14 protein-coding genes are annotated in these 15,190 nt (G+C 65.9%); 8 read left to right on the top strand and 6 right to left on the bottom strand.

Annotated features, from left to right (window positions below):
• The first annotated feature begins 122 nt into the window (after window positions 1–122).
• The 3 genes from W930_RS0102895 to W930_RS0102885 all read left to right on the top strand — a co-directional run bounded on the left by W930_RS0102895 (window position 123) and on the right by W930_RS0102885 (window position 2,686).
• Complete coding sequence (locus W930_RS0102895) at window positions 123–1,016, top strand: LysR family transcriptional regulator (protein WP_023594792.1); 894 nt, start codon at window positions 123–125, stop codon at window positions 1,014–1,016.
• A 147-nt stretch (window positions 1,017–1,163) separates the two neighbouring features.
• Complete coding sequence (locus tag W930_RS0102890; protein WP_023594793.1) at window positions 1,164–1,931, top strand: LuxR family transcriptional regulator; 768 nt, start codon at window positions 1,164–1,166, stop codon at window positions 1,929–1,931.
• Window positions 1,932–2,419: 488 nt separating this feature from the next.
• Window positions 2,420–2,686 (top strand): DUF4148 domain-containing protein, encoded by a 267-nt coding sequence (locus tag W930_RS0102885; protein WP_023594794.1) that lies wholly within the window; start codon window positions 2,420–2,422, stop codon window positions 2,684–2,686.
• 243 nt (window positions 2,687–2,929) lie between these two features.
• Here the strand turns inward: W930_RS0102885 and W930_RS25840 are convergent, their stop codons facing one another.
• The 6 genes from W930_RS25840 to W930_RS25835 all read right to left on the bottom strand — a co-directional run bounded on the left by W930_RS25840 (window position 2,930) and on the right by W930_RS25835 (window position 8,771).
• Window positions 2,930–4,393 carry an efflux transporter outer membrane subunit gene (locus W930_RS25840; RefSeq protein ID WP_023872024.1) on the bottom strand — a complete coding sequence of 488 codons (1,464 nt, stop codon included), beginning with the start codon at window positions 4,391–4,393 and terminating at the stop codon, window positions 2,930–2,932.
• On the bottom strand, window positions 4,390–5,346 hold the full coding sequence (locus W930_RS0102875; protein ID WP_023594796.1) for an efflux RND transporter periplasmic adaptor subunit: 957 nt from the start codon (window positions 5,344–5,346) through the stop codon (window positions 4,390–4,392). Before W930_RS0102875 ends, W930_RS25840 begins: the two co-directional genes overlap by 4 nt.
• Window positions 5,343–5,552: a DUF1656 domain-containing protein gene (locus W930_RS0102870; RefSeq protein WP_023594797.1), complete on the bottom strand. Its 210-nt coding sequence runs from the start codon at window positions 5,550–5,552 to the stop codon at window positions 5,343–5,345. Before W930_RS0102870 ends, W930_RS0102875 begins: the two co-directional genes overlap by 4 nt.
• A complete protein-coding gene (locus tag W930_RS0102865; protein ID WP_023594798.1) occupies window positions 5,549–7,567 on the bottom strand; it encodes an FUSC family protein in 2,019 nt (672 codons plus the stop codon). The genes W930_RS0102870 and W930_RS0102865 overlap by 4 nt, the downstream gene beginning before the upstream one ends.
• Window positions 7,568–7,570: 3 nt before the next feature.
• The gene (locus W930_RS0102860; RefSeq protein ID WP_023594799.1) at window positions 7,571–8,044 is read right to left on the bottom strand and encodes a MarR family winged helix-turn-helix transcriptional regulator; all 474 of its coding nucleotides are present in this window, start codon (window positions 8,042–8,044) and stop codon (window positions 7,571–7,573) included.
• A 211-nt stretch (window positions 8,045–8,255) separates the two neighbouring features.
• Complete coding sequence (locus W930_RS25835) at window positions 8,256–8,771, bottom strand: MarR family winged helix-turn-helix transcriptional regulator (RefSeq protein ID WP_023594800.1); 516 nt, start codon at window positions 8,769–8,771, stop codon at window positions 8,256–8,258.
• A 180-nt stretch (window positions 8,772–8,951) separates the two neighbouring features.
• On the opposite strand from W930_RS25835, the gene badH reads away from it, so the two are divergent.
• From badH to W930_RS0102830, 5 genes are all read left to right on the top strand, one after another.
• Window positions 8,952–9,719 (top strand): 2-hydroxycyclohexanecarboxyl-CoA dehydrogenase, encoded by a 768-nt coding sequence (badH, locus tag W930_RS0102850; RefSeq protein ID WP_023872022.1) that lies wholly within the window; start codon window positions 8,952–8,954, stop codon window positions 9,717–9,719.
• A gap of 153 nt (window positions 9,720–9,872) precedes the next feature.
• Window positions 9,873–10,655: a 2-ketocyclohexanecarboxyl-CoA hydrolase gene (gene badI / locus W930_RS0102845; RefSeq protein ID WP_023594802.1), complete on the top strand. Its 783-nt coding sequence runs from the start codon at window positions 9,873–9,875 to the stop codon at window positions 10,653–10,655.
• Between the two features lie 14 nt (window positions 10,656–10,669).
• Window positions 10,670–11,824: a cyclohexanecarboxyl-CoA dehydrogenase gene (gene aliB, locus W930_RS0102840; RefSeq protein WP_023872021.1), complete on the top strand. Its 1,155-nt coding sequence runs from the start codon at window positions 10,670–10,672 to the stop codon at window positions 11,822–11,824.
• A 149-nt stretch (window positions 11,825–11,973) separates the two neighbouring features.
• Window positions 11,974–13,617: a cyclohexanecarboxylate-CoA ligase gene (gene aliA, locus W930_RS0102835; RefSeq protein ID WP_023872020.1), complete on the top strand. Its 1,644-nt coding sequence runs from the start codon at window positions 11,974–11,976 to the stop codon at window positions 13,615–13,617.
• Between the two features lie 45 nt (window positions 13,618–13,662).
• Window positions 13,663–14,832, top strand: coding sequence for an acyl-CoA dehydrogenase family protein (locus tag W930_RS0102830; RefSeq protein ID WP_023594805.1), 1,170 nt, complete (start codon window positions 13,663–13,665; stop codon window positions 14,830–14,832).
• The last annotated feature ends 358 nt before the right edge of the window (window positions 14,833–15,190 follow it).

Here is a 15,190-nt window from a genome sequence, read left to right as displayed (position 1 = left end):
GGGGAGGGAGAGGGGGAGGCGGGCGCGCGGCCCAGGGGCGAGGACACATTCTGCATGGTGCGCCTCCGCCATCCCTTGGTAAAGTCTTGGCATCTTATTCGCGCCATAAGGAAAACTTTGAGATGCGACGCCTGAACCTGGACCAGCTTCACACGTTTGCCGAGGTGGTCGACGCGGGGAGCTTCTCCGCCGCCGCCGCCCGCCTGGACTTGTCGCAGCCGGCCGTGAGCCTGCAAGTCCGGCAGTTGGAGCAGCGTCTTGGCGTGCGGCTCATCGAGCGTGTCGGCAAACGGCTCAAGCCGACGTCGGCGGGGATGGCGCTGCTCGAACATGCCCGGCGCATCGACGCGGCGGTCGACGACGCCATGCAGGCCGTATCGAGCCACGCGCGCGGCGTGGCGGGCGAGGTGGCGATCGGCACTGGCGCGACGGCGTGCATTCACCTGCTGCCGCCCATGCTGCGGGCCATGCGCAAGCGTCACCCGAAACTCGACATTCGTGTGAGCACCGGCAACACCGATGGCGTGGTGAGCGCCGTGACCGAGAACCGGCTCGATATCGGGCTGGTCACGTTGCCCGCCGCCGGGCGCAGCCTGCACATTACCCCGGTGCTCGACGACGCGTTCGTGGCAATCGCCCCGGCCGGCGACGCTGACTGGGTCGACGAGGCCTCGCCCCACACACTGGCCGACAGGCCGATGGTGGCGTTCGAGGCGGGCAGTAGCACGCGCCTGCTGATCGATGAATGGTTTCTGCGCCAGGGGCTGCGCGTGCGGCCGGTGATGGCGCTCGGCAGCATCGAGGCGATCAAGGAAATGGTGGCGGCGGGCCTGGGATACAGCATTGTTCCCCGCATGTCGGTGAGTTCCGCCCATTACCGACGTGGATTGCGTATATCGACGCTGGCCCCGGGCCTTTCGCGAACGTTGGCGATTGTCGTGCGGCAGGACAAGCCGCTCACGCCGGGATTACGAAAAGTCCTGTCGGCGCTGGAGGGATTGGGCGGCCCGGCATGATACACAATGCGCAATTGATTCGCAGTCCACGAGAAAAGCGATTGTTGTTTTATTGGGCAAAATTACTGCCCGCAAAAACCAAAGCTGGGACTACAATGCGCGGATATTGGCAATTCGCCGGCAATTATAGAGAACGTGCAATTCGCAATGCATCACAATATTCATCGATATGAGGGGCTGCTCGGAGCACGCTCGGTGGAGGCGCTGGACGCCGAGTTCCAGAAGCTGACGCATGCGCTGGGTTATGACGCGTTGTTCTATGCGCCTTTATTACCGAGGCGCGAAAGGGAGGCGGCGGCCTTTCAGATCGAAGACCAACGTATTAGCGCGCAGGGAATGCCGAGTCGCCATATCTTCACGACGTTTCCCGCTTCTTGGATCGAGCGCTATCAAAGCGCGGGATATGCGGAGGTCGATCCCATTCTCGTCGCGGCGAACCTGTCGCCGCTGCCGATTCTCTGGCGCACGTTTTTACAGCAGAAACGGCCGCATCCCATTTTCGCGGACGCGCGTGCGCATGGCCTGAGCTGCGGCGTGTCGATCCCGATCTACGGGGCCGCCGGCGAGCGCGCGATTTTCAGCGCGGCGACGGCCCGGTCGCCCGAGGAGTCGGCGGAGCACGAAGCGCGCATGGTCGGCGAGATCTATCTGAGCGCGGTGTACTTCCATCAGGCGATCCAGCAGCTCGACATGCAGTGGGTGGCAAGCCGTAGCACCGGCAAGCTCAGTCCGCGCGAGATCGAAAGCCTGTTGTGGGCTGCGCGCGGCAAGACGGCATGGGAGATCGGTCTTATCCTCAAGATCTCGGAGCATACCGTCACGTTTCATATCAATAACGCCAAGCGCAAACTCGGGGCCGTGAATCGGCATCAGGCCATTGCCGCGGCGATCAGCAGCGGTTTGATTTCTCCCTGAGCTGATCCCGATTCGAGCCTGTTTTGATCCGGCTTTGTTCCTGATTCGTTCTCGATTCGTTCCCGATTTGCCGCGGGCTTTTCCCCGATTTCTTCGCGATTGCCTTATTCCCGTGAGTGTTTTTTAACGCTGGCTCACGGGGGCGGTTCGCTTGGATTCGCTGGTAATTGCGCGCGCGCGTCGTTCGACGATTTCCGGTAACAGCGCAAAACATTCCGTCGCTTTTCAGGCGGACGATTCGCTCGATCGTCGAGGGATCGCTGTGCTTTCGCGTGGTCCGGAAGACCGACGTCCCGTCGGCGATGCGTCTTTTTCGGGACATTCCGCATCCCGATCCTGTCGATTTCCCGGCGTTTCCGAAACAGTGTGTTGCCGCTTTAGGGCTGGTTCATTACCTAGGGAAAACTATAATTTACTCATGGCGAAAACTGATTGGTTGGTGGTTTTCGTGTCCATGAGCGACGTACTAACGATAAAAGGAGTTTTCCATGAAAAAGAACCTGTTGACTGCCGTCGCGCTGGTTGGCCTGACGATGGCTGCCGGCTCGACCTTTGCCGCCGAGCAGATGCAGACGGGCGGCGTGACGCGCGAACATGTACGCGCCGAACTGCAAGCCGCACGTGAGCTGGGCCTCTCGCCGGTCACGGAATTCAATTTCCCGTACACCTACGAACAATCCCTGCAGCTGCAAAAACTGACGGCGAAGATCGAAGCGCAGAATCAGGGCGCACCGAAGGCACCCGTCGCCGACTGAGCGGCGCACGGAATTACTATTGCGGCTATCGGGCCAGTCCCGAATGTTCGTGAAGTTGCTTGTCGTTCCCGCAGTCCCTGTTGTTTTCGCCGTTTCCGCAGTTCCTGGATTCGGCGCCGGCCCGCCCGATTCACCATCGAATCCCGCCCGAGCCGCGCGATTCCAGCCTTCGACGCCGTACCGCGTCACTGTCCACAGCCCCGCCCGAGAATTCGTTCCCGACGGGGCTTGTGCATTTCCGGACTACTCCTTCGCCGCGGTCTTCGTGGTGTGCGCGCCGGTATTGGCGCTCGACTGCCATCCGCCGCCGAGCGCGAGGAACAGGTTGACCTGATCCATTGCCAACTGGGTTTCCGATGCCGCCAGGGCCGCTTGCGCGCCGGCGTACGTGCGCTCGGCGTCGAGACTGGTCAGGTATGGCGCGCGGCCGGCCCGATAGAGCCTGCGATTCTGATCGGCCGCGGCGCGCGACTTGTCGCGGGCGTCGCGCAACGCGTCGTCGCGTTGCAGTTCCCGGCTGTAGGCCGAGAGCGACGTTTGCGTTTCCTGCAATGCCTTGAGGACCACACCGTCGAAGTGGGCGAGCGCGGCGTTCGCGCCGGCTTCCATGCCCTTGATGTGCGATCGCACGCCGTTGGTCGGCAACGACCATGTGATCAACGGTCCGACGGACCATTGTTCCGTGCGCGCCTGACCGAAGTGCTCCAGCATGCCGCTGGCGCCGACCGAGGCGCCGATCCGGATCGACGGATAGAGATCCGCGGTCGCCACGCCGATCCTGGCCGTGGCCGACGCCAGTTCCCGCTCGGCCTGGCGCACATCGGGGCGGCGCTTGAGCAGTGCGGTGCCGTCGCCGACCGGCAGCGGTTGGCGCAATTTCGGGATGTGTCGACATTGCGTGGCGCTGGTGTCGATCGTGCCGGGCACTTTGCCGAGCATCACCGCGAGGCGATAGGTCGCCGCATCGTGCTGCGCCTGAAAGCGCGGCAGCGTGGCGCGCAGCATGTCGGCCTGCGCCTGGGCGCGCAACAGATCCGTCGGCTGTTCCCGACCGGCGTCGACGAGCTTGCGCGTGATTTCCACGCTTTTTTCCTGCAGCGCCAGCTGTTCGCGGGCGATGTCGTATTCGTGATTGGCGGCGCACCCCTGCACGTAAGCGCGCACGGTCTCCGCCGCCACGCTCACGCGGGCGACGTCCAATGCCGCCTGACTAGCTTCGGCCGCCGCGAGGGCGGCCTCATCGGCGCGCGCGAGCTTGCCGAAAAAGTCGATCTGATACGAGACGGACAAGGCCGCCGACGCCAGATTGATGACCGGCAACTTCTCTTCCTGCAGGAAGCTCTCCCCCGAGAGCTGCGCGCGGGCGGCGTTGGCTTCCACGCCGCCCTGCGGCAGATTCTCCGACGCCACTTCGTGATACATCGCCACGGCGCGCCGCACGTTGGCGACGGCGACCCGCACCTGCGTGTTTGCCGCGAGCGCTTCCTTGACGAGCGCATCGAGTCGCGCGTCGTCGTAGAGTTGCCACCAGTCGTCGGGCACGGCGCCGATCGAGACGCCGCGTTGCGTGCCACCGACGAGCGGGCCGTTCGCTTCAGGCGCGCGCATCACCGACGTCTGCGGCAGGTGGTAGTCGGGGCCGACGGTTGTGCAGCCGGCCACGAGCGCCGCGGTCACCGCGCTCGTCAGCAATATCCGCGGACTCATTGACCGGCCCCGGTGCGGGTGCCCGCCAGCGTGGTGGCAGTGCCGTCGTTCCGCGCCGCCTTGCCCCCGGTCTTCGCGGTGCCGGTGCCCCCTTCCACGATAGTCACGGTCGCCGTGCGCCCGGCCACGAGGCGCATGTCGGCCGGTACGTCGTCGAGGGCAATGCGCACCGGAATGCGCTGCGCGAGGCGTACCCAGTTGAAGGTCGGGTTGATGTTGGGCAGCATCGACGCGCCGCTCGTGCGGTCGCGGTCTTCGATGCCGGCGACGATACTCTGCACGTGACCGTGCAACACCTTGTGCTCGCCCATGAGGCGAATTTCCACGCGGTCGCCGATGTGAATGCCGCGCATCTTGGTTTCTTCGAAATAGCCTTCGACGTGCAGCGAGTTGGCGTCGACCATCGACAGCACGGGGCGGCCGGTCGTGACGTAATCGCCCACGCGCGGCAGCCGGTCGTTCAGATAGCCATCGGCCGGCGCGACCACGCGCGTGCGCTCGAGATTGAGCTTCGCGAGCCGTACCGCCGCTTCGGCCTGTGCCACGGCGGCTTCGCCCGATTCGACCTTGGCCTGGCCGGCCTCCACGACCTCCTTGGCCACGACTTCCGCCAACTGATGGTTGCGTGCGTTTTCGCGGCGGGCCTGGGCGAGCGTGGCACGTTTGGCGGCCACATTCGCTTCGGCCTGTTGCAAGGCAAGCGTATAGCGGTCACGGTCGATCACGAACAGCAGGTCGCCGCGGCGCACAGACTGGTTGTCCTTGACTTCGACATCCGTGATGAGGCCGGAGACGTCGGGCGCCACCTGCACGATGTCGGCGCGGATGCGACCGTCGCGAGTCCAGGGGGCGACCGTGTAGTAGTCCCACAGGTGCAGCAGCACGAAGATCGCGACGCAGGAAACTGCGAGCGTCAGAACGACGGGGCCGAGAGAGCGAAGTTTCAGTTTCATGGATGGAAGGCGCGCGCGATGGCCACAATGCCGCCCAGCGCGATGATGTACACAGCAAGGTTGAATAACGAACGGTGCCAGACCAGCTTGTAGAAGCCGATGCGCGCCAGTACGAAACGAAGCGCGCCGGTCAGCACGAACGCCACGACCATCAGGGCCAGCAGCGTCGGCACGAAAACGCCATAGATATCGATCTCTCCGCTCATTGAGCACTCCCCGGGCGCGGCGCCGGGAACAACGCGACGTGGATGTCCATGAGCGAGGCGCGCGCGCTGCGCGAGGCCTGGTCGCTGTGGGCCACCAACGAGCGCACCGCGCCCAGCAGTTTGTCGCGCAGCGTCGTGTCGGGCTCGCTCACGTTGTCGTCGAGCCGCGCCTGATAGAAGCGCGCCACGTCGGTGAGCACGGCCTGCACGGCGTCGCGCTGCGATGGATTGAGGTGCGGCAGCTCGCGCTGCAGCGCCAGTGCGGAGAGTTCGACGCGCACTTCGGTAAAGCCGTCGCTCGACGTTTCGCTCTCGCTCGCGGCCAGGCGCGGCACGAGTTGCCCGAGACGATCGAGCAGGCGGGCGCGCAGGCGGCCGTGCTCGGCGACGGAGCGACCCACCGCGTTCTTCGCGATGTCGCGCCAGCTCGAGTGGATCAGCCGTCGCATGGCCACGCGCGTGCCAAACGGGCGCGTCTGCAACGTCCAGAGCAACGCGAACAGCACGCCTGCCAGACCGGCGACGTTGCCGTTGAGGAATCCCTGGAAGTCCGCGCTGTATCCGCCCTGGATGCCCACGAAGGTCGCCGTGTTCACCGCCACGAGCATGGCCACCATGGTGAAGCGCGGCTGCGGAATCAACGTTCCCAGCAACAGGAATGGCGGCGCGAACAGCGCCACGAGCAGGCCGAAGTCGTGGGCGTTCGTCAGGATGAAGAACACGTACACGGCGGCGAACACCACGCACACGGCCGTCGCCCAGAAGAATGAGCGGATGAACGGTGCCGGCTCGTCCAGCGCGGCGAAGAAGCAGCAGGCGACGGCGCCAAGCGAAACGGCGGCGGCGCCGTCGTTCCAGCCCGTGTAGATCCAGGCCATGCCCATGAGAAACGTGCACAGCGCGGCGGAAATCGTCGAGAAGAGCAACAGCCCGTGGTCGTAATGCCGCGCGCCGCCGAGTTCCCAGTGTTGGAAGGCGGGCGACCACGGGGCGGTGGCACCCTCGGCGCCGGGGGTATCGTGTTGGCCGAAGCGGCGTTGCAGCGTGGCGCAGTCCTGCCAGAGCTGAACGAGCGAGCGCAGACGGTCTTCGGTGGCCGAGACCAGCGCGCCGTACCAGTCCGACGCCTCGCCCGCGGACCTTGCCGGGCTGAGCAGGTGGGCCGGAGCAGGCGACGGCGCGCCCAGGCGCAACCACGCCACGACGTCGGCCATCTTGGCTTCGAGCGCTTGCGGCGCGCCTTGCGGATGCTGCCGCAGCGCATGCACGAGCGACGCCACGGTCGAGAGCACCGGCATCATCATCGTCATGCGCCCGCGCAATTCCTGCGCGTCGCGCACGCGCTCGGAAGTGTCGGCGTCGTACGAGAGCTGGCTGATCAACTGGTCGAGCGCGAGAATGTCCGCCGCCATGCGGTGGCGGCTCATGTGACGCGCGGCTTTGCCGTCGGGATCGGCCGAGAGCATGTCCGTGGTCCAGCGCGCGGCGTCGGTCAGCCAGCGCGCGGAGCGGTCGTGCAATACCCTGGCCACGCTGGTGGGCAGCACGATCGCGCCGACCACGCTCGCGCAGACGATGCCGAGAATGATCTCTTCGGCGCGCGCCACGGCGATGTCGAAGATGCCGCTCGGGGTGCTCACGGCGGGCAGGGCGATCAGTGGGAGTGTGTACGACGCGAGCAGGAAAACGTAGCTGCGCGGCGAGCGGTGGAGCAGCGAAATGTAAAGCAGCGTGCCGGTCCACAGGCCGACGGCCGCCATCAACAGCTCAGGCGTGTTGACGAGCGCGGGAACGAAAACAATGGCGGCGGCCGCGCCGAGCAGCGTGCCGAGCACGCGGTACAGCGCCTTGGAGCGCGTGGCCCCCGTGAGCGGGTGCGACACGATGTAGACGGTGGCCATCGCCCAATAGGGGCGCGGTAGTCCCAGCGCGAGCGCGATGTACAGCGCCAGCATCGAGGCGCTGAACGCCTTGATGGAGAAAATCCAGTCGCGTGAAGAGGGCCAATTGAGCACGGTTTACTTCTTGGGAGGCGCCATGGCGAGGATCGACCCGTCGGGTCCCGCCGCGCTGGAGAGGGCTTCGAACACGCGTAACACCGCCTCGAAATCCTCGCGCGGGATGCTCGCGAACACCTTCGCGCGCAATTGGCTGAGTTCGATTTCGAGCTTTTCGGCGAGCGCCTCGCCGGCCTGCGTCAGTCGCAGCGCATTGGCGCGGCGGTCGCTGATGTCGACTTCGCGCAGCACCAGCCCGGCCGCGCACAACTGGTCGAGCAGCCGCACCAGCGATGCACCCTCGAGCCCGACGTACTCGGCGAGCTCGACCTGACGCACCCCCTGGCCGAGCCGGCGGATGAACAGCAACGGGCCCGCGCTCGCCGCGGAAATCCCGTATTCGACGATCGCGCCCTGCGACAACTGGCGCCACTGTTTGCCTGCCAGCAGCAGATGGCTGGTGAAGACAAAACGGAGCGATTCTAGGGAGGTCATGGCGAAAGATTATATGTTAACTAATAATTAGGATGCTAGTTAATGGCGCATTGCGCCAGACGGCGGAGTCGTTGGAAAGCGAGGCGGGGCGGGGGTTTGCGGGAATTGAGAAACCGCGTGTGCGTGGGGGCGAGGCGTGATTTCGGCCCGTGCGCGCCGGTTTTATTTTCGAGGGTCGGCGCGTCACGTCCCGAAATCGGACGCTGCCTCGCTAGCGTTCATCCGCGTCTTCGTCTGCTTCGTCGGGCGTCGCCGAGGCATCCGCCGAGCCCGTGGGGCCCGCCGCCTCGTCGATGCGCTTCATGTTCTCGAGCAGTTTGAGAAGGTAGTGAAGTGTGTGCGTCATGTCGCCGGTCGAGAACTCGTCGAGCGCCTGGCCGTAGTAGCCGTGAATGCGCGGCACGGCTTCGCGGTGCCATACCTTGTGCCCTCGCTCGGTCATGGTCACGCGCCGCGAGCGGCGGTCTCGTCCGTCCGGGGTGCTCACGACATGTCCGTCGCGCTCCATGCGGCTGATCAGGCCCGACAGATTCTGACGGCTCACCATCAGGTACCGCGCAAGCTCCCCCACGCTCATGCCATCGGGCACCTCTGGGCGCGACAGTGCGCCGAGCACCGCCCATTGCTGTGTCGTCAGGCCCAGGCTTTCCACGGCACGGGTACCGGTTTTATGCAACATGTTGGCGCATTGATATAACCGGAAGAACAACCGGTTAGCCAACTCCATTCGCGTAATTTCCAGATTTTTATTAGGGTATTCCATATCGTTGTCTCCGCTTTCTCACGCTTGCGCATCACCGACGCCGTGACTAGTATGCGTCAATATGTTGACGTAATTTGATCGGCGGGCCGGGATCTGCGAGATGACCAAGGATACCGCGCCCCGCCAGCACTCTGGAGGCGAGACATGCAGCGGTTCGAAGGCAAGACCGTCATCGTGACGGGCGGCGGGGGCGGGATCGGCGGGGCAACGTGCCGGCGACTCGGGTGCGAGGGGGCGGCCGTGGCGGTGTTCGACCGCGATCGCGCCGCCGCCGAACGGGTCGCGGGCGACATCGTGGCGGCCGGCGGCCGCGCGCAGGCATTTGCCTGCGACATCACGTTGCGCGAACAGGTGGATGCGGCCGTCGCCGCCGCGTCGTCGGCATTGGGTCCGGTCGACGTGCTCGTCAACAACGCCGGGTGGGACATCTTCAAGCCGTTCATCAAGACGACGCCGCCGGAGTGGGAGCGCCTGATCGCCATCAATCTCGTGGGCGCCCTGCACATGCACCATGCGGTGCTGCCGCAGATGGTGGAGCGCCGCGGTGGCCGGATCGTGAACATCGCCTCTGACGCCGCGCGCGCCGGATCGTCGGGCGAAGCCGTGTATGCGGCATGCAAGGGGGGGCTGGTGGCGTTCTCGAAGACGCTCGCCCGCGAGCATGCCCGTCACGGCATCACCGTCAACGTCGTCTGTCCGGGGCCGACCGATACGGCCCTCTTCGCCGACTACAAGGAAGGCGCGGGCAATCCGGAGAAGTTGGTCGAAGCGTTCACGCGGGCGATTCCGCTCGGACGCATCGGCCAGCCCGAGGATCTGCCGGGGGCGATCGCGTTCTTCGCGAGCGACGACGCCGCGTTCGTCACGGGCCAGGTGCTCAGTGTGTCCGGCGGCCTGACGATGAGCGGCTGACGCGCTCCTGCCCGGGGTATTGGACCGACGCCCGACCGACATTCGAACGACTTACCGGCGATCGCTGGACGATGACACGACGATCGCCCGGCGACATGCCATCGACATCACGATCGCCATGCGCTCTCGCGCATGGCGGCAAGGAGCGAGACGATGCAGTACGAAGACATTCTGTATGAAGTGCGCAACGGCGCGGCCTGGATCACGATCAACCGTCCCGAGAAGATGAACGCTTTTCGCGGGCGCACCTGCGACGAACTGATTCACGCGATCAACCGGGCGGGTTACGACCGCGAGATCGCGAGCATCGTGCTGGCCGGGGCGGGTGACAAGGCGTTTTGCACCGGCGGCGATCAATCGGCGCATGAAGGTCAGTACGACGGACGCGGCACCATCGGCCTGCCGATGGAGGAGTTGCATAACGCGATTCGCGATGTGCCGAAGCCGGTCATCGCGCGCGTGCAGGGTTATGCCATCGGGGGCGGCAATGTGATCTGCACGCTGTGTGATTTCACGATCGCGTCGGAGCGGGCGGTATTCGGTCAGGTCGGCCCCAAGGTCGGGTCGGTCGACCCCGGTTTCGGCACGGCATTTCTCGCCCGTGTGGTCGGCGAGAAGAAGGCGCGCGAGATCTGGTATCTGTGCCGCCGCTATCCGGCCGGCGAGGCGCTGGCGATGGGCCTGGTGAACACTGTCGTGCCCCACGATCAGCTCGACGCCGAGGTGCAGAAGTGGTGCGACGAGATTCTCGAGCGCAGCCCTACGGCCATCGCGATCGCAAAGCGCTCGTTCAACATGGACACCGCGCAGCAGGCCGGCATTGCGGGCATGGGCATGTACGCCCTCAAGCTCTACTACGAGACGGAAGAGTCGCGCGAAGGCGTGCGCGCGTTCCAGGAAAAGCGCAAACCCGACTTCCGCAAATACGCAAAGTAAGCGAGGCAGACGCGATGCACAATCCGTATCTCGACGACGACCTCGTCGCGCTGGCCGAGCACACGCAGCGCTTCGCGCAGGCGCGCATCGCGCCCGGCTTTCTCGAACGCGACCGCACCCGGGTGCTCGACCGCGCCATCATGCGCGAGATGGGCGAGCTTGGCCTGATCGCACCGGAACTGCCAGAAGCGTACGGCGGGCAGGGCATGGGGCGGCTCGCCGCGGGGGTGATTCACGAAGCCGTCGCCCGTGCCGATCTGAGTCTGTCGTATATCAATCTGCTGGCGTCGCTCAACGGTCAGATTCTTGCCGAGCACGGGCAGCCGGAGATCGTGGCGCCCTGGCTTCACAAGCTCACCCGCGGACAGACGCTGCTTGCCATCGCCCTCACGGAGCCGCGCGGCGGCTCGGACGCCGCCAACCTGCGCATGCGCGCCGAGTTCGACGGCACCCACTATGTGGTCAACGGCGAGAAGACATCCATCTCCGCGGCCGATCAGGCCGATGCCGCCGTGGTCTTCGCGCGCACGGGCGATGTGGCATCGGGTGCTCGCGGTATTTCCGCGTTTCTCGTGCCGCTCGATTTGCCGGGCGTGACGCGCCAGCGGTTCGATTGCCACGGACAGCGCGCCATCGGGCGCGGCGCGCTGTTCTTCGAGAACGTGAAAGTGCCCGCCGACCACGTGCTCGGCGCGCCCGGCGAGGGCTTCGTGCAGGTGATGCAGGGCTTCGACTTCTCGCGCGCGCTCATTGGCCTGCAGGTGCTGGCCGTCGCGCGCGCCTCGCTTGACGAGACATGGGAATACGTCGCGCAGCGCGAAGCGTTCGGCAAACCGCTCTCGGCCTTCCAGGGGGTGTCGCATCCGCTGGCGGACTTCGACACGCAGGTCGAGGCGGCCCGTCTGCTGTGCCTGCAGACATTGTGGCTCAAGGATCGTGGCCTGCCGCACAGCGCCGAGGCCGCGATGTGCAAGTGGTGGGGGCCGAAGCTCGCCTACGATGCGATCCATCAGTGCCTGCTCATGTTTGGCCACGGCGGCTACGACCGGGGCTTGATGGAGCAACGGTTGCGCGACGTGCTTGGCTTTCAGATCGGCGACGGTACGGCGCAGATCATGAAGACGATCATCGCCCGGACCCGCGCGGGCCGGCAGGCGGTGCCCGTCTGAGGGCGCGAGCGGCCCATTGCTGCTCGTCGCCAGTCGTTGCCAGTCGTCGCCAGTCGTTGCGGCGACGGCGCGGTACGACAGCAGGTGCAGGACAGGCAGGCGCAAGACCATAACAACGTGAGCGTTGCGACAGCACAGGAGACGATGCGATGGAATTCGATGCGGTGTTGCTTCCCCCGAGGCGAGAGCAGAGCGTGGCGCGCGGCTGGTGGCCCGAGCGGACGATCAACGATGCGCTCGAGGCCGCGCTTGCGGCCACGCCGGACAAAGTGGCGCTCACGGCCGTCTCGACGGCCAACGGCGAGACGACGCAACTGACCTATGCCGCGCTTGCCGACGCCGCCGAGCGTCTGGCGCTCGGCCTGTGGCGACGCGGCGTGCGGCGCGACGACGTCGTTGCCTGCCAGTTGCCCAACGGCTGGCCGTTCGCGGTGAGCTATCTCGCCTGCGCCCGCATCGGCGCCGTGCTCAACCCGCTCATGCATATCTTTCGCGAGCGCGAACTCTCGTTCATGCTGCGTCACGGCGAAGCGAAGGTGTTCATCGTGCCGCATATGTTCCGAGGCTTCGATCACGCCGCCATGGCGCGTGCGCTGCAGGCCGACCTGCCGGCGCTGGAACACGTGATCGTGGTCGGGGACGCCGCCTCGCCCGATGGCTTCGATGCCGTGCTCATGGCCGGCGAGCCCGCGGCCACCGACGACGAGCGCGCCGGGATGCAAGCTTCGCGCGCGCGGCCCGACGACGTGATGCAACTGATGTACACGTCGGGAACCACGGGCGAGCCCAAGGGGGTGATGCACAGCGCGAACACCACGTTCTCGAACATTGGGGCCTATGCGGAGCGCATGCGGCTCGGTCGCGACGACGTCGTGCTGATGGGCTCGCCGCTCGCGCACCAGACCGGCTTCATGTACGGCCTGATGATGCCGATCCTGCTCGGGGCCAGCGCCGTCATGCTCGACGTGTGGGACCCCGCCACGGCGGTCCGCCTGATCCGCACGTATGACGTGACGTTCACGATGGCGTCGACGCCGTTTCTTGCCGACCTGACCAAGGCGGTCGCGGCCAGTGGCGACACGGTGCCGACGCTGCGGGCGTTTCTCTGCGCGGGCGCGCCGATTCCGGGCCCGGTAGTCGAGCAGGCGCGCAAGGTGCTCGGTGCGAAGATCGTGTCGGCATGGGGCATGACGGAAAACGGGGCGGTCACGCTCACGCGCCTGGAGGATGACGACACGCGGGCGTCGACCACGGACGGCTGCCCGCTGCCGGGCGTGGAATTGCGTGTGGTCGATGCGCAGGGGCGGGAGATGCCCCAGGGCGAGACCGGACGTTTGCTGGTGCGGTCGTGCTCGAACTTCGGCGGGTACCTGAAACGCCCGCAGTGGAACGGCACCGACGCCGAGGGCTGGTTCGACACCGGCGACATGGCCTGGCTCGACCCCAGCGGCTACGTGCGCATCGCCGGGCGCAGCAAGGACGTGATCATCCGGGGCGGCGAGAACATTCCGGTCGTCGAGATCGAGGCGCTGCTTTACCGGCACCCGGCGGTGGCGACGGTGGCCATCGTCGCCTACCCGGACGAGCGGCTCGGCGAGCGCGCGTGCGCGGTGGTGGTGCCGCGCCCGGGGCAGTCGATCGACTTGCCGGCGATCACCGATTTCCTGGCGTCGCACAAGGTCGCACGACAATACTGGCCCGAACGGATCGAAGTGCGCGACACGCTGCCGACGACGCCCACGGGTAAGATACAGAAATTCAAATTGCGCGAGATGCTGCACACGGGCGCGTGAGGACGCGCGTGCGCAGGCGCTGCATTCTTCAAGGATCGAAGATCGATGACATCGAAAGGACTGGATAGCGAATCGTTCGAGCTGCTGCTCGCCGCCGTGCAGCGTTTCATTCGGGAACGGCTGGTGCCGGCCGAGAACGACGTGGAGGAGCACGACGAAGTGCCCGCCGCGATCGTCGACGAGATGAAGGCGATGGGTCTGTTCGGCCTGTCGATCCCGGAGGAATTCGGTGGCATTGGCCTGTCGATGGCGCAGGAGGTGCGCGTGGCCTACGAGTTCGGGCAGACGTCGCTGGCGTTTCGCTCGGTGTTCGGCACCAACGTGGGCATCGGTTCGCAGGGCATTCTGATGGACGGCACCGACGCGCAAAAGCGCGAGCTGCTGCCGCGCGTGGCCAGCGGCGAGCTGATCATGTCTTTCGCGTTGACCGAGCCGGATGCCGGTTCCGACCCGGCCGCGCTCAAGACGCGCGCCGTGCTCGATGGCGACACCTATGTGATCGACGGTGTGAAGCGCTATATCACCAATGCGCCCCGCGCCGGGGCGTTCACGCTCATGGCCCGCACCGGCGGCGAGGGCGCGGGGGGCATCTCGGCGTTCATCGTGCCCGCCGACACGCCAGGGCTCTCGCTGGGCAAGCCCGACAAGAAGATGGGGCAGCGCGGCACGAAGACCTGCGACGTGGTGCTGCAGGGCGCGCGCGTACCCGCCGCGAACATCATCGGGGGCGAGGCGGGCAAGGGCTTCAAGACGGCCATGAAGGTGCTCGACCGGGGCCGTCTGCATGTGGCGGCGCTGGCCTGCGGCATGGCGCAGCGCATTCTTGACGAATCGGTCGCGTATGCGCGCGAGCGCAAGCAGTTCGGCCAGCGCATCGGCGATTTCCAGCTGGTGCAGGCAATGCTCGCCGACAGCCAGGCCGAGTTGTATGCCGGTTGGTCGATGGTGCAGGACTGTGCCCTGCGATACGACGCCAAACCCGCAGGCAGGCGCGACGCCGACGTCAGCACGCGGGCGTCGTGCGCCAAGCTCTTCTGCACGGAGATGGTGGGGCGCGTGGCCGACCGGGGCGTGCAGGTCCACGGCGGCGCGGGCTACATCAACGAGTACAAGGTCGAGCGCTTCTATCGCGACGTGCGTTTGCTGCGTCTTTACGAAGGCACGACGCAGATTCAGCAGTTGATCATCGGTCGCGCCCTGATGCAGGACGACTGACCGGCCCCCCCTCTGTGCCGAACGGCGGCGCGCGCCTGCCTCATCGTGGTGCGCGTACGCCGGGCTCCGTAGCGCGTTGCACTGCTGCGGTGCAGCAGATTTCGCACGCCTTTCGGGTATTTCCCATAGACAATTCTCCTGTTCTGCCTTGTCCTGCAACGCGCCGCGCGGGATCGGTCATCGCCTGGCACGCTTGTTGCGTTAGCGTCTAGGCCAGCGGCAAAGGCGTCGCAGGCAACGAATTCCGGTGCGACGTCAGGCGTGTCAGCTTGCGACGCACCCACAGGACAACGGCGTCCCTCCGTGCTGCGGCACGGTCGGACGCCGTTTTGTTTTTCGGGCGCTGCAAGCGCAGCAA

Origin of the sequence: Pandoraea sp. E26, assembly GCF_000681415.1 — a bacterium.
Lineage (GTDB): Bacteria > Pseudomonadota > Gammaproteobacteria > Burkholderiales > Burkholderiaceae > Pandoraea > Pandoraea pnomenusa.
This window is presented reverse-complemented; position numbering and strand designations above follow the sequence as displayed.

Excerpts from the sequence above, each read along its gene's own strand:
- W930_RS0102895 (WP_023594792.1), top strand. The coding sequence starts at position 123 with ATGCGACGCCTGAACCTGGACCAGCTTCACACGTTTGCCGAGGTGGTC.
- W930_RS0102890 (WP_023594793.1), top strand. The coding sequence starts at position 1,164 with ATGCATCACAATATTCATCGATATGAGGGGCTGCTCGGAGCACGCTCG.
- W930_RS0102885 (WP_023594794.1), top strand. The coding sequence starts at position 2,420 with ATGAAAAAGAACCTGTTGACTGCCGTCGCGCTGGTTGGCCTGACGATG.
- W930_RS25840 (WP_023872024.1), bottom strand. The coding sequence starts at position 4,393 with ATGAGTCCGCGGATATTGCTGACGAGCGCGGTGACCGCGGCGCTCGTG.
- W930_RS0102875 (WP_023594796.1), bottom strand. The coding sequence starts at position 5,346 with ATGAAACTGAAACTTCGCTCTCTCGGCCCCGTCGTTCTGACGCTCGCA.
- W930_RS0102870 (WP_023594797.1), bottom strand. The coding sequence starts at position 5,552 with ATGAGCGGAGAGATCGATATCTATGGCGTTTTCGTGCCGACGCTGCTG.
- W930_RS0102860 (WP_023594799.1), bottom strand. The coding sequence starts at position 8,044 with ATGACCTCCCTAGAATCGCTCCGTTTTGTCTTCACCAGCCATCTGCTG.
- W930_RS25835 (WP_023594800.1), bottom strand. The coding sequence starts at position 8,771 with ATGGAGTTGGCTAACCGGTTGTTCTTCCGGTTATATCAATGCGCCAAC.
- badH (WP_023872022.1), top strand. The coding sequence starts at position 8,952 with ATGCAGCGGTTCGAAGGCAAGACCGTCATCGTGACGGGCGGCGGGGGC.
- badI (WP_023594802.1), top strand. The coding sequence starts at position 9,873 with ATGCAGTACGAAGACATTCTGTATGAAGTGCGCAACGGCGCGGCCTGG.
- aliB (WP_023872021.1), top strand. The coding sequence starts at position 10,670 with ATGCACAATCCGTATCTCGACGACGACCTCGTCGCGCTGGCCGAGCAC.
- aliA (WP_023872020.1), top strand. The coding sequence starts at position 11,974 with ATGGAATTCGATGCGGTGTTGCTTCCCCCGAGGCGAGAGCAGAGCGTG.
- W930_RS0102830 (WP_023594805.1), top strand. The coding sequence starts at position 13,663 with ATGACATCGAAAGGACTGGATAGCGAATCGTTCGAGCTGCTGCTCGCC.